The sequence below is a fragment of the Fulvimarina manganoxydans genome (genome assembly GCF_900176465.1).
Classification (GTDB): Bacteria; Pseudomonadota; Alphaproteobacteria; order Rhizobiales; family Rhizobiaceae; genus Fulvimarina; species Fulvimarina manganoxydans.
In genome coordinates, this window is the sequence record NZ_FWXR01000005.1 from 100,136 (window position 1) to 116,756 (window position 16,621).

13 protein-coding genes are annotated in these 16,621 nt (G+C 64.2%); 6 read left to right on the forward strand and 7 right to left on the reverse strand.

What is annotated here, in order from left to right:
- Positions 1-186: 186 nt before the first annotated feature.
- A complete protein-coding gene (locus B9A15_RS08055) occupies positions 187-1,146 on the forward strand; it encodes a lytic transglycosylase domain-containing protein (protein ID WP_084409531.1) in 960 nt (319 codons plus the stop codon).
- A gap of 68 nt (positions 1,147-1,214) precedes the next feature.
- Here the strand turns inward: B9A15_RS08055 and B9A15_RS08060 are convergent, their stop codons facing one another.
- A complete protein-coding gene (locus B9A15_RS08060; protein WP_084409532.1) occupies positions 1,215-1,976 on the reverse strand; it encodes a phosphodiester glycosidase family protein in 762 nt (253 codons plus the stop codon).
- Positions 1,977-2,001: 25 nt separating this feature from the next.
- The gene (gene dapD, locus B9A15_RS08065) at positions 2,002-2,856 is read right to left on the reverse strand and encodes a 2,3,4,5-tetrahydropyridine-2,6-dicarboxylate N-succinyltransferase (RefSeq protein ID WP_084409533.1); all 855 of its coding nucleotides are present in this window, start codon (positions 2,854-2,856) and stop codon (positions 2,002-2,004) included.
- Positions 2,857-3,087: 231 nt separating this feature from the next.
- On the opposite strand from dapD, the gene B9A15_RS08070 reads away from it, so the two are divergent.
- Together B9A15_RS08070 and B9A15_RS08075 are read left to right on the forward strand one after the other, a co-directional pair.
- The gene (locus tag B9A15_RS08070; protein WP_084409534.1) at positions 3,088-3,942 is read left to right on the forward strand and encodes an LOG family protein; all 855 of its coding nucleotides are present in this window, start codon (positions 3,088-3,090) and stop codon (positions 3,940-3,942) included.
- Between the two features lie 467 nt (positions 3,943-4,409).
- Positions 4,410-5,339 (forward strand): CDP-alcohol phosphatidyltransferase family protein, encoded by a 930-nt coding sequence (locus B9A15_RS08075; RefSeq protein ID WP_084409535.1) that lies wholly within the window; start codon positions 4,410-4,412, stop codon positions 5,337-5,339.
- Here the strand turns inward: B9A15_RS08075 and B9A15_RS08080 are convergent.
- Positions 5,240-6,211, reverse strand: coding sequence for a lysylphosphatidylglycerol synthase transmembrane domain-containing protein (locus B9A15_RS08080; RefSeq protein ID WP_244556860.1), 972 nt, complete (start codon positions 6,209-6,211; stop codon positions 5,240-5,242). The genes B9A15_RS08075 and B9A15_RS08080 overlap by 100 nt on opposite strands.
- Positions 6,212-6,298: 87 nt before the next feature.
- On the opposite strand from B9A15_RS08080, the gene B9A15_RS08085 reads away from it, so the two are divergent.
- Positions 6,299-8,029: a sulfatase-like hydrolase/transferase gene (locus B9A15_RS08085; protein WP_244556847.1), complete on the forward strand. Its 1,731-nt coding sequence runs from the start codon at positions 6,299-6,301 to the stop codon at positions 8,027-8,029.
- 28 nt (positions 8,030-8,057) lie between these two features.
- On the opposite strand, the gene B9A15_RS08090 is transcribed toward B9A15_RS08085, so the two are convergent.
- Positions 8,058-9,119: an MBL fold metallo-hydrolase gene (locus B9A15_RS08090; protein WP_139798271.1), complete on the reverse strand. Its 1,062-nt coding sequence runs from the start codon at positions 9,117-9,119 to the stop codon at positions 8,058-8,060.
- Positions 9,120-9,540: 421 nt separating this feature from the next.
- On the opposite strand from B9A15_RS08090, the gene B9A15_RS08095 reads away from it, so the two are divergent.
- The gene (locus tag B9A15_RS08095) at positions 9,541-10,932 is read left to right on the forward strand and encodes an MFS transporter (RefSeq protein ID WP_084409537.1); all 1,392 of its coding nucleotides are present in this window, start codon (positions 9,541-9,543) and stop codon (positions 10,930-10,932) included.
- Between the two features lie 15 nt (positions 10,933-10,947).
- On the opposite strand, the gene B9A15_RS08100 is transcribed toward B9A15_RS08095, so the two are convergent.
- The 3 genes from B9A15_RS08100 to B9A15_RS08110 all read right to left on the reverse strand — a co-directional run bounded on the left by B9A15_RS08100 (position 10,948) and on the right by B9A15_RS08110 (position 14,350).
- Positions 10,948-11,682: an RlmE family RNA methyltransferase gene (locus B9A15_RS08100; RefSeq protein WP_084409655.1), complete on the reverse strand. Its 735-nt coding sequence runs from the start codon at positions 11,680-11,682 to the stop codon at positions 10,948-10,950.
- Positions 11,679-13,088 (reverse strand): Ppx/GppA phosphatase family protein, encoded by a 1,410-nt coding sequence (locus B9A15_RS08105; RefSeq protein ID WP_170923209.1) that lies wholly within the window; start codon positions 13,086-13,088, stop codon positions 11,679-11,681. The genes B9A15_RS08100 and B9A15_RS08105 overlap by 4 nt, the downstream gene beginning before the upstream one ends.
- Before the next feature lie 767 nt (positions 13,089-13,855).
- The gene (locus tag B9A15_RS08110) at positions 13,856-14,350 is read right to left on the reverse strand and encodes a MarR family winged helix-turn-helix transcriptional regulator (protein ID WP_084409538.1); all 495 of its coding nucleotides are present in this window, start codon (positions 14,348-14,350) and stop codon (positions 13,856-13,858) included.
- A 154-nt stretch (positions 14,351-14,504) separates the two neighbouring features.
- On the opposite strand from B9A15_RS08110, the gene B9A15_RS08115 reads away from it, so the two are divergent.
- A complete protein-coding gene (locus tag B9A15_RS08115; RefSeq protein WP_084409539.1) occupies positions 14,505-16,577 on the forward strand; it encodes a M3 family metallopeptidase in 2,073 nt (690 codons plus the stop codon).
- Positions 16,578-16,621: the final 44 nt, after the last annotated feature.

The following is a 16,621-nucleotide window of genomic DNA, read 5'->3' on the forward strand; positions in this document are numbered from 1 at the left end:
TCCAAGCGCGGCCCGGCGAGCGGTCTGAGCCGCCTTCGGCCGGGGCCATTCGATGCCTCTCTGCCACAGGGTCGCCCCTAAAGCGAACGGCCGGTGCTCTTCTTGAGGCGGCTATCTCGTCCTGCCTCCGTTTTGCCGAGATCGGACCACACTCGGTCACGTCTCATTAACGTTTGGACATCTTCGATGCCGCTCGCCTCGCGATTCCCCGCTCTCCGCCTCGCAGCCTTCGCGCTCATGGGCCTGATGCCCTTTGCCGTTTCCGGATGCGTTTCGGATTCGGGCGCCCTCCTGAGCGAGGCGGCGCAATCGCAAATGCAATTGGCGGCCGCGCCCATCCCGAGCGCCGCTCCGCGCGAATCGGCAACGAGCGAAAGCGCGGAGATCTCGAGCGAAAAGGCCCTGGCCCTCACGACTGTCGCCGAAAGCGGAACCGTTTCGGGCAGCGCAGCCATCGACCAAATGATCGTCCGCCATGCGGAAGAGAACGGCATCCCGCCGGAACTCGCCTTTGCCGTCGTCAAGGTCGAAAGCCGCTATAACCCTCACGCCCGAGGCGCCGGCGTCTATGGCCTTTCCCAGATCAAGCCGGCGACGGCCCGCAGCCTCGGTTTCGCCGGCTCGGCGAGCGATCTCCTCGATCCCGACACCAATCTGACCTATGGCATGAAATATCTGAAGGGCGCCTGGGAAAAGGGCGGCCACGATGTCTGCCAGACCGCAATGAAATACAAGGGTGGCCACCGCGCGACCCGAATGACGCGGTCGGCCTCGGCCTATTGCTCCAAGGTCAAGCAGCATATGGCCGCGCTCGCCGAGCGCCGCCGCGCCCCGGCCCTCGCGGTTCCGGCGACAACGCGCGAAACCGCGGAAGCACCGGCTTCCCGCCCGGCAACGGATGCCCCGGCATCGAGAGCCGCCGATGCCGCAACCGAGCGCGGACGCCAGAACGGCGTGCCGCGCCCCAAGCCCGCGCCCGCAGCGGACCAGGCATCGGCCGCACCAGCGACCACCGAAGCCGGCGATGCAAAGCTCGCCGATGCGACGGAAACGCCCAAGGCAGCCACCGAAACCGTGCAACGGACCGATACGGCGTCGGCGAAAGGCGGACGCCTCCGGCCTGAAGGCAACGGGCGCTCGTCCTGATCTGAGCAGCTAAAAACGTGATCTCGTAGGCAAATCCAACGACGAAGACCGCAACGGCAAAGGTGCGCTCAACGCTCCGTGACCGCCAAGATCGGACCGAGGCGGTCCCGGCGCTGATCCACGCCGCCGCCAGGATAATAAAGGCTGCAGACCTGCCCATCCAGAAACAGGGCATTCTCGACCCCGACTGTGTCGCGGAAGAACAAAGCAAAGTCGTAAAAATTGATCGGGTGCCGCGTCACGGCCAAGAAAACCGTCCGACCATCGGCGCTGACGCCGACCCCGTTGCGCACATAGCGGCTGTCCGATCCTTCGATAAAGCGCGGATGGACCGCGCCCTCGACGAGAAGCATAGGACCCGACTGGGTGGCAAGCTCCGGGCGATGGGTTTCGGACAGATAGCGCTCGGTCTCGCGCACGAAGGCTTGGCCATTCTCGATGAAGAAAATCCCATTCGGCCGCATCGAGAAATTGCCCGTGCCCTTGCCGAGAACAGCCTCTTTCAGAAGCTGCCCGTCCTGCACCGCGAGGCCGACCGGCCGCCGATCCTCGTGATACATGCCGGCATTCATCATCAGCCGGACGCGCTCGCCGTCCAGGCCCTCCCGCGCCTTCTCGAAGGTCTCGAAGGGCCGGCCGTCTTCGCCGATCGCGCGAAGGCGCAAGGCGTAGCGATCGAGGGGCACCGTGCAGAGGATCGTTTCGACCGGCGTCTCCACCAGTCGGCAAAGCCCGTCATGGCCCTCGGGCAGGCTCGGGATGGGCTGCAACCAGCCGAGGAGGCCGGCAAAAGCCGCCAGCGGAAGTCCGAGAGAAAACAGCCGCTTCATTCAAACCTGCCCGATCTCTTGGCACTCAGTTGCGCAACAGATCGTTGATCGAGGTCTTGGAGCGCGTCTGTTCGTCGACGCGCTTGACGATGACGGCGCAATAGAGATTGGGCCCCGGCGCGCCGTTCTCCATCGGCTTGCCCGGCATCGAACCGGCGACGACCACCGAATAAGGCGGGATCTCGCCATAAGAGACTTCGCCCGTCGTGCGATCGACGATCTTGGTCGACTTGCCGATATAGACGCCCATGCCGAGGACCGAGCCTTCGCGCACGATGCAGCCTTCGACGACTTCCGAGCGCGCGCCGATGAAGCAGCCATCCTCGATGATCGTCGGACCGGCCTGCAGCGGCTCCAGAACGCCGCCGATGCCGACGCCGCCTGAAAGATGCACATGCTTGCCGATCTGGGCGCAGGAGCCGACCGTCGCCCAGCCGTCGACCATCGAGCCCTCGTCCACATAGGCGCCGAGATTGACGAAGGACGGCATCAGAACCACGTCCTTGCCGATGAAGGAGCCCTTTCGCACGATGGAGCCGGGCACGGCGCGGAATCCCGCATCCCGAAACCGGTTCTCGCCCCAGCCGGCGAATTTGGACGGCACCTTGTCCCACCAGGTCGCGCCGCCTGCCCCGCCTTCGATGATCTGCATGTCGTTGAGGCGGAAGGAGAGAAGCACCGCCTTCTTCAGCCACTGATGCACGGTCCAGTTGCCGTCCTGCCCACGCGAGGCGACACGTGCCGTGCCCGAGTCGAGCATGTCGAGCGCGGTCTCGACCGCGTCCCGCACCTCGCCTTTCGTGCTCGACGAGATCGAGGCGCGATCCTCGAAGGCCGCTTCGATCGTCTTTTCCAGGGCGGCGTGCTCTGCGGCGCTCATCGGCTCTCTGTCCTTCATTCTGGGTCGGATGGGAACCAGCGCTGATCTCGCGCCGGACCGGATCGGCGCGGACCCTATAGCATTGCGTAAGACGCTGAAAACCGGTTCGCCCATGAAAAGGCGACGAATTTCCACACCTCTCGATCGGATTGTACGAACCGGTCATCCTGGCGCCAGCCGATCCTGGCAAGATCGACGGCGATTGAAAGCAAAACACTTAATAGGCCGATCATGCCCGCAACCCCGCGCGATCCCCATGGTTGGGACCCTTTTCCGTCATCGCGCAGCGAGGTCGAGGGCGCGCGCGAGGCTTCCTCTCCAGATGCTGCTTCGCCCATCTCGGCGGGCCAACTCGCCTTCGACGACCCCGACTTCCTGACCCGCGCGGAAACGCGGGGCCTGCGCCTGCAACTCGAATGGATGAAGCCCGAACTCCATCTCATCGAGGCCGGAATTCGATCGACGATCGTTCTCTTCGGCGGCGCCCGAATCCCGGAGCCCGGCACCGAAGCCTGGGCCGCGCGCAACGAGAGCCAGAAGCGCAATCTGGAAGCAGCCTCGAAATATTACGACGAAGCCCGTCGTTTCGCGCAGATCGCCTCGCGCCATTCGGCCAATTCCTCCGGCGGCAAGGAATTCGTCATCGCCACCGGCGGCGGGCCAGGCGTCATGGAAGCCGGCAATCGCGGCGCGAAGGATGTCGGCGCCGTCTCGATTGCCTTCAACATCTCCGTGCCCCACGAGCAGGAGCCGAACCGCTATGTCACGCCGGAGCTCTCCTTCGGCTTCCACTATTTCGCGATCCGCAAGATGCATTTCCTGCAGCGCGCCAAGGCGATCGCGATCTTCCCCGGCGGCTTCGGCACGCTCGACGAACTCTTCGAGGCCCTAGCCCTCATCCAGACCAAGAAGATGCAGCGTATCCCGGTGATCCTCTTCCACCGGGAGTTCTGGCAGCGCGTGCTTGACATCGAGGCCCTTGCCGAACTCGGCACCATTGCGCCGGGCGATCTCGACCTCCTCACCTATGCCGAAACGGCCGAGGACGGCTGGGAAGCGATTCGAGCCTTTTACGACATCGCCTGAGACAGAGCTTCTCGCCCCTCGATTTTGGTTATGACCCGCAGCCTTCGCCGAACACGATCTTGCGAGCCCCGCGAGAATCCGGTCGGCGCGAAGATCGCATTAACGCCCATCCCTTGGTGAGGGAAAGTCCTCAAACCAAAGCTCTCACAAACGAGCCTCGCGCAGCCTTGTGAGGCGGAAAAATCTCTGCGATCTCAGTCCGTTCCGACCGGTCACGGAATGCCCGACCAGTCCGCCTCCACCGCAGTCGAACGCGGCGCTCAAGCGCCCAAATTCGCCACGTTCCGCTCTTGGGACCAAGAGCTTTCACGCCAGTTGCAGATGGGACGGTGCTTCAATTCGTCCTGAGTTCTCATGGATCGAAACCAAATCACCAGCGCTTAGCTATCGGCCGGCGTGGAAACATGTAGGAAATATGACAGTGCGCTCGCGGCCGGCGGCACTGTGGGTTTAGGACAGATTCGACGATGAGTGACGTGGTAGAGGGTGATCGGACGGACCAGCGGCAGGCTTATCGGCCGGCGCGTTCCAGGACCCTGTCCGTTCCCCGAGGTCTGGTTGATTTGCCGGATCTGGCGGCTGGACTGACGCAGTCTGCCTTGGATGGGCGGGCGCCTAATCTCTTTTCACGCGGCGGTGGCGCAGCGATCGCGCTCGTCTCGGGCTGCGTCACGGCCCTGGCTCTTGGCGCCGGCATCGGCTTGCTGCATGGCTCGCCCTTCATGCTCGCTTTCGTCTCCGTGGCGATCTTCAGTGCCATTGCGAGCTTCGTGGTTGTCTTTCTGCCCTTCCACACCCCGTCGATCTTCGGTCTCGCCAACACCGTCACCACCTTCCGCGCCGCCATCGTCTCCGCTCTGGCTGCGCTCTTGATCGTCGAGACCCAGTTTCCCCTCGTGCCGGTCAGCGAAGCCTTTGCCTGGTTCGTCGCTGGCCTCGCCGTCTTCTGCCTGAGCCTCGACGGCTTCGACGGCTGGCTCGCCCGCCGCCAGGGCACCGCCTCGCGCTTCGGCGCGCGCTACGACATGGAAGTCGACGCGGCACTCGCCCTTGTACTCGCCGGCCTCGTCTTCATGAGCGGCAAGACCGGCGTCGCCATTCTTGGCCTCGGTTTGATGCGCTACCTGTTTCTGGCTGCGGCCGAAGTCTTTCCCGTGCTCAAGGGCGAGCTCGCGCCGTCCATGCGGCGCAAGACGGTCTGCGTTCTTCAGATCGCGATCCTCTGCGCCTTGGCGACCCCGGTCTTCACCTCGCCGGTCAGCGACGCCATCGCATGGATCGGCTTTGCCGCTCTTCTTTATTCCTTCGGCGTCGATATCGTCGCGCTTGTGAGAGACGGCCATGGCAAGACGACGAAGAGTCCGGGCAACGCGCCAGCCAGCGAGACAAGGCCGTAAAGCACGCTCGCGGCCACCGCACTCTCGGCATTCATGCCGGCAAATGGCAGGAGAGCGGCGGCCGCTGCCTCGCGAAGCCCCCATCCCGCGATCGAGACCGGCACCAACATGCTGAGAAGAACCAGCGGCACGAGAGCCAGCGTCGCGGCCAGCCCGATTGGCTGACCAATCGCGGCGGCGCAAGCCGCGAAGGCCCCCAGATAGGCGAACACCACCGTCAGCGATGATATGGCTTGCACCAGAAAGGCTCGGCGACGCCAGAAGGCTTGTCGGATCGCGGGTCCGAAGGTCTCGAGAAACGTTTTGACCCGCCCCTTGGCAAATCGCGCGCTGAGCCATCCGCCGAGACCGACCAGCACAGCCACAAGCGCTACGATTCCGACAAGGCGGATGCTTTCGCTCGGCAGGCTGATACCCAGCCCCAGGGGCGCAGCCAGAAGCCCGATCCCCGCCGCAAAAAATAGCGCAATCTGCCCCGAGAGCCTTTCCAGCATCACCGATTGGACGCTGACCCGCAGCCCGGCCCCGCCACCAGTATCCTCGGCTCTCGCGCCATGGGCCGAGCGGATGCTGCGCACCGCATCGCCCGCGACCCCACCGGGCAGAACCTGATTGAGAAGCGACGCTAGATAATATTCGCCCACCGCGCGAGACAGCCCGATCGGCTGACCAAGTCGGGCCGAGGTGAAACGCCAGCGCAGGGCCGAGACGACGATCTGAACCTCGACGGCGAGAATCGCCGCACCGATGAGAAGCGGGTCCGACGCCGACAACGCCTTGGCCGTTTCGTCCACATCAAGGGTCAGAGCGAGCGCCCCGAGAATGAGGATCGGAACGGCGATCCGCAGGATCGACAGGGCGGACTGCGGCATCGTGACCAAGAGGCGGCTCCAATTCAATTCCGTCGCACCCTTGCGGATAGGCTGCCTCGGCGGCATCACTCGGGGATGATCGACGCCATGGCTCCCCTGTCGGCCCCTCCTTCGCGCAAGCGCCTCGCCCCTGCAAGCGGCGATGAAGCGCAAGTGATCGCCCAAACCCACGCCACTATGCCGGCAAGGCCTCTGCCGCCGCAGAAAACATTTGGCGATCGCGCCCGGCGCCGACCGCTCTTACGCGCCTCGTTGCGCCTCACCCTCGCGATCCTGCTTCTTTTCGCGGCCCTCATCCTGCCGTCCCATCCCGCCGGCCTCACCGTCGAGCGCCTCTGGCGCCTGCCGCTGGAAGTGCCGGCGATCCTGTTCGCTCTCTGCCTCCTGCGTGGTCGGGCCTTTGCCTGGAGCGTCCTGGCGGTCGCGCTCTTCACCGGCCTTTCGACCTTTCTGAAACTCGCCGACCTCGGCACTTTCTCAGCCTTTTCACGCCCCTTCAATCCGATGGTCGACGTACCGATCATGGTGGCGGGCTGGCACCTATTGACCGGAACGATCGGCCTGTCCTCGGCGATCGCGGCGATCGTCGGCGCCCTCGTCCTATGGTTTTCGACCAGTCTTGCGATCGCCTGGGGCCTTCTGGGCCTGGCTCGTCTGCCGGCCTCGGCGCGCCGGCCGATCGCACTTGTCTCGCTCATCGTCCTTGTCGTCGGCGCAGCCTTCCTCTCAATCTCGGGCTCGCCACGGCTGACCTCGAACGCCGTCCCGTTTCTGACTGAGCGCCTGGCGCTGATGCAGACATCCTTGCGTGATCTCGCTGCCTTCAACGAGAAGCTCGGCGACGATCCGCTGGCGGATCTTCCCGCCGACGCCCGGTATTCGGCGCTGGCCGGCAAGGATGTCGTGATCCTCTTCGTCGAATCCTATGGGCGCAGCGTCGTCGAGGATCCGCGCTATGCGTCCCAGACCACCGATCGCCTTCGATCGGTCGAGGCGCAGCTTACCGGGACGGGCTATGGCATCCGAAGCGGCTGGGTCACCTCGCCGACCATGGGCGGCCAATCCTGGCTTGCCCATGGGACGCTCTTGTCAGGCCTTTGGACTGACGATCAGGCCCGCTACGATCGCTTGATCGCGAGCCGCCGCGAGAGCCTCAACCGCCTGTTCCAGAGAAGCGGCTGGTCGACCATCGCGGTTATGCCGGCGATCACCATGGATTGGCCTGAGGCCGGCTGGTTCGGCTATGACGAGGCCTATCCGGCGGCTGCCCTCGACTATCGGGGCCTGCCCTTCAACTGGGTAACGATGCCGGACCAGTTCACCCTCGCAGCCCTTGAAGACAAACGACGCGCGCTCGATGAGCCCGTCATGGCCGAAGTCGCTCTGATCTCCAGCCATGCGCCCTGGACGCCCATCCCCCATCTCGTGCCCTGGGAAGCGGTCGGCGACGGCAGCATCTTCGACGAACAGGCCAAGGCCGGCGATCCGCCCTCCGTGGTCTGGGCGGATCCTGAGCGGGTTCGCCTGCAATATGCGAAATCGATCGATTATGCCTTGGAGACGATCGGCTCTTATGTGTCCCGTTTCGGCAAGGATACGGTCTTCATCGTGCTCGGCGACCACCAGCCTGCCTCGATCATCACCGGCCCCGATGCCTCGCGAGACGTGCCCATCCATGTGATCGCCGACGATCCGGCGGTCCTGAACCGCATCGCCGACTGGGGCTTTGCCAGGGGCATGATCCCGCCGGAAGGCCCGGCGGCCTTCCGGATGGACGATTTCCGCGAACGCTTCACCCGCGCCATGAGCGGCGAGTGAGCCCGACGATCATCGAGAGCGTGCCGCTCTAAGCCTCCTTCTCCACCTCGAACTGATAGCTCTCCGGAATGAAGCGATAGCCGCCATCGGCGAGCTTCTCCACATAGCCGACGGCCGGGAACGGCATGTGATAGCCGATGAAAGGCAGACGCTCCTCGGCGATCCGATCGAAGACCCGCTTGCGGGTTTCGGCGGCCATGTCCTTGTCCATGTCGAAGCGCACATGCCATTCGGGCTTCTGCAGCGAGGCGACGAAATGGTTCGCCGTATCGGCCGTCAGCATCAGCCGCTCGCCGCCGGACGCGACCTCGAAGATCATGTGGCCGGGCGTATGGCCGATCGCTTCCATCGCCGTAATGCCGGAGACGACCTCGTCGCCATCCTCGAGGAAGGTCATCTTGTCCCTGAAGGGCACGACCTTCTGTTCCACCAGGGCGGCGCTTTCGGCCCGCTCGCCGTTCTTCGCCTCGTCCGAGGTCCAGAAATCCCATTCCTTTTGGCCGGCGACATAGCGAGCATTGGGAAAAGTCGGCTCGCCGGAGGCCCGCGTCAGGCCCATGATGTGGTCGCCATGGAAATGTGTGAGAACGACGATCGTTACCGCTTCCGGTCCATAGCCGGCCGCCTTCATTCGCTCTTCCAGCTTGCCGAAACCGTTTTCGCGGCCGCCTTCGCCAAAGCCGGTATCGAAGAGGATGAGATTGTCGTCGAGCTCGACGAGCGTCGGCGTGAAGCCGTTCACGAAGCGGGTCTCCGGCAGGAAATTGGCCCGCATCAATTCGCCCATGGCCTCTTGGCTCTGATCCATGCCGAAGGTCGGGTATGGCCCCTCACCCGGGCGAAGACCGTCGAGCACGGTCGTTACCCGCGCATCTCCGAGCTCGAAACGGCTCCAGCCGGGTGTCATCATGCGTGCGCGCTCCGTATCGGCTTCGGCTTCCCTGTTGGCGGCACCCGCATCCTGTGCGCTCGCCCTGCCGACGAGGCCGCTCGCGGCAAGGCCCAGCGCGGGCCCGGCCATCAGTGCGGTCCGACGCGTCAGGCCGTTGGCCTTGTTGCGTCCCGGCTCGTTTCTGTCGGTGGTGGTCATGTCTTGCTCTCCCATCCCCATAAAATCGTCTACGATCGGGCACCGGCCAAACCAAATCGGGCAATCACCCGCATCAAAGCAACAAAGGGTCCGGCAACGTCCTGCCGCAGGGCACCAGAGCGATCGATGGAGACCGCCTCGATGCCCATAACTCCCCTTGCAAAAGCGCAACGAGACGAAAGAAGCGGTGGTGCTCTTCTTCACCCGGCGCTCCAGCGCCCATACGAGCGCGAAGAATGGGCCACCCCACTCGTTCGCCAAGGCTCAATCAGCCAATTGTGAGCATTTGCCGCGCCAAGGGGCGGCGGAGGCCTGTCCTCGCCCGCAGGCCTGCCTTATGTGAAGGGCCTGTCCCGGCTCGCCGCACGCGCTTCGCGCTGCCCTTCCTCGAGCCTTGCTTCCATTGCCTGGAGTTTGACCCGTGGACCGGATCGTTCCGATCGTCTTGGCCGTCGCCCTGTTCATGGAGAATATGGACTCGACGGTCATTGCCACATCGCTGCCGGCGATCGCCGCCGATATCGGAACGAGCCCGATCGCCCTCAAGCTCGCTTTGACGAGCTATTATGTGGCGCTCGCCGTCTTTATCCCGATCTCGGGGCGCATCGCCGACGCCTTCGGGCCGAAGCTTGTCTTTCGCCTGGCGATTGCCGTCTTCGTCGTCGGATCGCTCGCCTGCGCGATCTCGGGCTCACTCGAGGATTTCGTCATCGCCCGCTTCGTTCAGGGCATGGGTGGCGCCATGATGACGCCGGTCGGACGCCTGCTTCTGGTGCGGGCCGTGCCGAAATCCGATCTCGTCGCCGCCATGGCTTGGTTCACCATTCCAGCATTGATCGGCCCGTTGATCGGGCCGCCGCTCGGTGGCGCCATCGCGACCTATGCGGACTGGCGCTGGATCTTCCTGATCAACCTGCCGATCGGCATCATCGGCATCCTTCTCGCCACGCGCTATCTGCCAAAGGTGGAGCGTGTGCGCGGCATCCATTTCGACGGACGTGGCTTCGTCCTTTCTGGCCTTGCCTGTTCCGGCATCGTCTTCGGCTGCTCGATCGTCTCGCTTCCGGCCCTGCCGCCGGTCGTCGGCGTGGTGACCGCCGCGATCGGTCTCGTCTGCGCCGGCCTCTATGTCCGTCACGCGCGCCGGACCGAAGAGCCGCTTTTGAAACTCTCTCTCCTCAGGGTCCGCACCTTGCGGGCGGCTGTTCTCGGCGGCGCCTTCTTCCGCATCGGCGCAGGAGCGACGCCCTTTCTCCTGCCTTTGATGCTGCAACTCGGCTTCGGCTATACCCCGCTTCAATCGGGCCTCGTCACCTGCGTTTCGATCGGCGGGGCGATGGCGATGAAACTCTTGGCCAAGCCGACCTTGAAGCGCTTCGGCTTCCGTCCGACCCTGGTGGCGACGGCCCTGATCGGCGGATCTCTGACGGCCTGTCTCGGGCTCTATCGGCCGGACTCGCATGTTGTCATCGTGCTGATTCTACTTCTCGTCGGCGGCTTCTTTCGCTCGCTGTTCTTCACCTCCATCAACGCCATCGCCTTCGCCGATGTGCCGACCCGCGCGACGGGGGATGCGACGGCCATGATGGGCGCGTTCCAGCAGGTATCGATCGCGACCGGCGTCGCACTTGCCGGCGGCATTCTGGAAGCCGGCATGCTGATCTCGGGGCGCGAGACGTCGAGCCTCGCCGATTTCTCGGCTGCCTTCTTCGCGGTCGGTGCGGTCACAGCAGCCGCATCCTTGGTGTTTCTAGGCCTCCCGCGTGAAGCCGGCGACGAGGTTGCCGGCCGCAAGGTGCCGGCCGCCGAATAGCACTTCCAAGGTCCTTCAGCCGAGCGGCCCGGCGTCCTCGTCCTCTTCGCCTTCGGCGTTATCCCTCTCTCGCCGGCCCTTGAAGCTCTTGGCGAGGAGATAGAGTTCGACGGAGCCGTCGCGGCTGGCGGGCGGTTTCACATGGTGGACAGAGGCGAAGTTGCGCTTCAGGAGATCGAGAAGATCGCGCTCGGTCCCGCCCTGAAAGGTCTTGCAGAGAAAGTGCCCGCCCGGCCTCAAGGTGCGCACGGCGAAATCGGCCGCGACCTCGCAGAGATGCATCGTGCGCAGGTGATCCGTCCGCCGATGACCGGTGGTTGGCGCCGCCATGTCGGACATGACGATGTCGGGCTCGCCGCCCAGGGTTTCGATCAGGCGATCCGGCGCCTCGTCTTCGAGAAAGTCCATCTGTAGAATTTCGGCGCCGGGCACCGGATCGACCTCCAGATAGTCGATCCCGACGACCTTCACCTCTTCGTCCGTGGAGCCGACCCGATCGGCCGCCACCTGGCACCAACCGCCAGGAGCGGCGCCGAGATCGACGACCTTCTGCCCCGGTTTCAAGAGCTGGAATCGATCATCCATCTCGATCAGCTTATAGGCCGCGCGCGAGCGGAAGCCGTCCGCTTTCGCCCGGCGCACATAAGGGTCGTTCAGTTGGCGCTCCAGCCACCGCCGCGAGGAGGCTTTCACCCCGCGCTTCTTCTTCACCCGGACCGTCAGTCCGCGATCGTCGCCGCGTCCGCTCATCGTTTCGCCCTCCGGGCATTGGGCCGGCGCCAAACGCCGTCGGCCACCATCATTTCAGTGAGAAGCCCCTCGCGAAGCCCCCGATCGGCGACCCGCAGCGTCTTTGCCGGCCACACGCGGCGAATGGCCTGAAGAATGGCGCAGCCGGCCAGCACGAGATCGGCTCGGTCGCTGCCGATACAAGGATTGGCGACCCGCTCCTCGAAACTCCATCCCGCGATCGTCGAGACGAGATGGTCGGCTTCGGTGTCCGTCAGCCAAAGCCCATCCACCTGCCGGCGGTCGTATCGCTCCAGATTGAGATGAACGCCAGCCAGCGTCGTGACCGTGCCGGATGTCCCAAGAAGATGGAAGCGCGGCCCGCCGACGATCCCGGCCAGGCGATTGCGGCCCGGAAAACGGTCGATGAGATCGACCGTTTCCTGGATCATTGTCTCGAAGAGCTCCGGCGTCACATTGCGCCCGCCATGACGCTCGGCCAGCGTCACCACACCGACCGGCAACGACGTCCAGCCGACGATGCGGCTTGCGAGCCGTCGCGTGAAACCAGGCCTCAGATCGAGAAGCGCGATCTCCGAGGAGCCACCGCCAATATCGAACAGCACCGCCCCGCGCGCCGAGCGATCGACCAGCGACCCGCAGCCGGACACGGCCAGTCGCGCTTCGGTCTCCCGGCTGACGATCTCGAGCTTCAGCCCCGTCTCGCGCGTCACCCGCTCGATAAATTCGGTGCCGTTGGCAGCCGCGCGGCAGGCTTCGGTCGCAATGAGACGCATCCGTCCGACATCGCGGGCCGCGAGTTTCTGGGCGCAGACCGAGAGCGCAGCGATGGCTCGGTCCATCGCTCCGCGCGACAACGCGCCCGTCCGGCCGAGCCCCTCGCCCAGACGCACGATGCGCGAGAAGGCATCGATGACCCGGAACTGCCCAGGGCGCGTCGGGACGGCGATGAGAAGTCGGCAATTGTTGGTGCCGAGATCGAGCGCGGCATAGACGGGCGGCGGCGTGCTGTCCTCAACCGGCGCCGCATTTGCGACTTGCTGCGGCGTTTGGGGGCCGGCGCCCGCCTGACGGTCGCCACCAGCATCCTCGCTCGGCGCACGCCGGCGTCCGCGGCGGCGCACCTTTCGCTTTCCGCGTGGCTCTTCCTGCGGCTGCGCCCCGGTTTGCGCTCCTTGCGTTTTACCGCCGGGCTTGGATTGTTCCACTTTTGCCGGAACGCCCTCGCCCGCCGATGCCTGCTTGGCGCGATCGGCCTTGTCGCTCTTGCGACGGCGACGTCTCTGACGCTTGGTTAAAACCCGGTCCGAAGCGGAGTCGCCAGCCTCGGCTCTGGTCGGCGCCCTGTTTGGGGCCCCTTCGTCGCTCTGGTTCGGCGTCCCACGGCGCGACGAACGATCGTCCATCGCAGGCCACGCGCTGTCGTCCGAAGGATCACGCCGTCCTTCGGCCGGTTCTGTTTGCTCTTGACCGCCTTTTGGGCGGCTGTGGGACGCATCGTCCTCGGTTCGAACAGACGCCTTGCCGGCGGGCGGCCTGCGGCCATCCGCTCGGCGGCCGCCATCGCGCTGCCACCAATCCTTCGATTTCCACGGCGGAAGGCTCTTGGCCCCGCCTGGAGTCTCGGTTTTTGGTTTCGGGCTGCCCTTGGGCCCACCTTCGGCGTCTCTGCTCAGTTCCGGTGTATGACGAAGGGCCTCCCTTCCATCTTGGTCTTGCAAAAGGTCTCTCCGGCGCGCGAAACCCGGAACGGTCTCAGCGGCGCCTCACGGTTCTTGGTTGGCACCGAGTGTATCAAGAGAAGGGCGCGACACAAGAGCGGAAGCGGCCGGTTCATGGGCGCACGTTGGCTTTGGCAAGCCAGCACCTCACCCCCGGCGAGACCAGGACCAATCGAAAAGGCATCATTCGAAGACGATCGATCATCGCCAAGGCGATGCCCACATAATCAGCAAATGTTTGGAGAATGATCGTCAGATATCGCATTTTCGCACCCGCTTGTTCGATATCGAATCATCGCGGCGTGGCCATGCGAGGTCGGAGCAACGTGGACACGCTTGCTCCCGAGAAGGAAGGGTGAGTAGACAAATTGTCATCGGCGATGCTTAACCCCAATGACAGGCCCGTAACTAAGGCCGCGGAGAGAAGCGATGGCCCTCAGCGAAGAAGGCGATCAGATCGCAAGGGCGCGTTTGCTTGCCGTTGTCCTCGGCTCTTCGGCTGCAAGCGGATCATTCGCCATGTTCATGCGGATTCGCTGAAGCAGTCTCTCGACTTCGCCACGCTCGGCTTCGGAAAGCCCGTGCGTTGCACGCTCATAAACGTCGAGCGAGATCGGACGGGCATCCGCGAGGACCTTCTCGGCCTTTTCTGTGTTATGGATGACCTTGGCGCGGCGGTCGCTCGGATCGGTCGTGCGCTTGATCAAGCCACGCACTTCCAGGCGATCGAGATAGGCCGAGAGCGTCATCGGCTCGACGCCCATCCGCTCGGCCAGAACGGCCTGGCGCGAGCCCTGATAGCGAATTACGTGAGACAGAACCCTGATCTCGCCAGGCGTCAGTTCCAGTCCGGCCTCGAGCACGGCCTTCTCCAACATCTGTCGGAACAGTCGGGATACGTCCGTGATGAGAAAACCTAGTGAATTTCCGGGTTCCAGGTGGGGCATTGGACTCACATCCCTCAGGTTGCATTGCTGCACTGCGAAGCAAAACATCTCATCGGGGATTATCAACTTTCCTTGATCTTGGGAAGCGTATTTCCAACGCTTAGGTTCAAAAACACGATTCTCATCTCGAGCAGTTAACGTAAGAGGCACTTAGATGCGTTCATTTTTCTCATCCACGCCGTCGAACCGTCATCCGGAGTCCGGCTTATGCGATAATTCCGCACAGGCATTGATCGCTCTCGCGGGAAGCATGTCGCCATCAGCGTTTCGTGACCGCTTCCACGCCGCCATGGCACGTCATCGTTCGGAGATCGCGGCCATCCTGGCATCTAGCGAAACGCCGACTTTCGAGAACACGATCGCGGCGCTCGAAGCGGCAGGCCGCGATCTTGCCGAGACCACACGCCTCTTCGGCGTCGTGGCCGGCACGTCGACAACCAAGGACATCCAGGCGCTGGAGCGGGAAATCATGCCGGAGCTCTCGCGCCATGGCTCTGCGATCGCGTTGAACCCGCAGCTCTTTGCCCGTGTCGAAGCGGTCTATGACGGCGAGATGGCCTCGCCTGCCCTATCGCCGGAGGATCGCCGCCTTCTCGAGCGCACCTATCGCGGCCTCCTGCGCTCGGGCGCCCAACTCTCAGAAGCTGATCGCACGCGATTTGCTGATATCGGCGCCGAGCTTTCCGAACTCGGCACGGGCTTTTCGCAGAACATTCTGGCCGATGAGGCCGATTGGAGCCTCGACCTCGGGCCGGACGATCTGGGCGGCCTTCCCGGCTGGCTCGTCTCCTCGCTCGCCGCTGCGGCGCAAGACCGCGGAAAATCAGGTCATGTCCTGACCCTGTCGCGCTCGCTCGTCGTTCCCTTCCTCACCTATAGCGATCGGGCCGATCTGCGGGAAAAGGCGTTCGAGGCCTGGACGAAGCGCGGCGAGAATGACGGACCGAGCGACAATCGCGCCATCATGGCGAAGATCTTGAAACTGCGACAGGAAAAGGCGGCGCTTCTCGGCTTTGCGAGCTATGCTGCCTATAAGCTCGACGATCAGATGGCCAAGGAGCCGAAGAATGTCCGCGACCTCTTGATGCGGGTCTGGGAACCGGCGCGCGAACGAGCCAAGGCCGATGCGGCGGCTCTCGCCGATCTTGCGCGCGAGGCGGGCCAGAACGCTGACATCCTTGCCTCGGATTGGCGCTACTACGCCCAGAAGCGGCGCCTGCGCGATCTCGACGTCGACGAAAGCGCTCTCAAGCCCTATTTTGCGCTCGAGCGGATGATCGAGGCGGCCTTCGATGTCGCGGGGCGTCTCTTCGGCCTCAGCTTCAAGGAGGTGAGCGGCGTTGCCGCCTGGCATCCCGACGTTCGCTGCTTCGAAGTCTATGACCGGGACGGCGCGCTGAAGGGCATTTTTCTCGGCGACTATTTCGCCCGCTCCTCCAAGCGCTCGGGCGCCTGGATGAGCGCGCTTCGCTCTCAGCACAAGATGGGCGAGGGTCAGACCCCGATCATCTACAATGTCTGCAATTTCTCAAAGCCGCCCGCCGGCACGCCGGCCCTTCTCTCCCTCGACGACGCCCGCACGCTGTTCCACGAATTCGGCCACGCCCTGCACGGGCTCCTGTCCGACGTCACCTGGCCGTCCCTCTCCGGCACAGCGGTCGCGCGCGATTTCGTCGAACTCCCCTCCCAGCTCTACGAGCACTGGCTGATGGTGCCGGACATCCTGGAAGCCCACGCCCGGCATGTGGAGACAGGCGATCCGCTACCCAAGGCGCTTGTCGACAAGGTGATCGCCGCCCAGATGATCGATGCCGGCTTCGACACGGTCGAATACACCGCCTCGGCGATCGTCGATCTCGATCTTCACGAGCGGGCCGAGATCGAGCCGAAGCCCTTGGAGATCGAGCGCGAGACGTTGGAGCGGATCGGCATGCCGGACGCGATCGTCATGCGTCATCGCAGCCCGCATTTCGCCCACATCTTCTCGGGCGAAGGCTATTCGGCCGGCTATTACAGCTATATGTGGTCCGAAGTACTGGACGCCGACGCCTTCGAGGCGTTTCGCGAAGCGGGCGACCCCTTCGAGCCGGCAATCGCCGCCAAACTCCATGATCACATCTATTCGGCAGGCGACAGCGAGGACCCGGCCGTCCTTTATGAACGTTTCCGGGGTCGCGCGCCCAATCCGGAGGCGCTCATGCGCAAGCGGGGCTTTGCCGCCGGCTGACCTGGACAAAGCCATCATGCGACCGAGCCGGCTATGAATGCCGG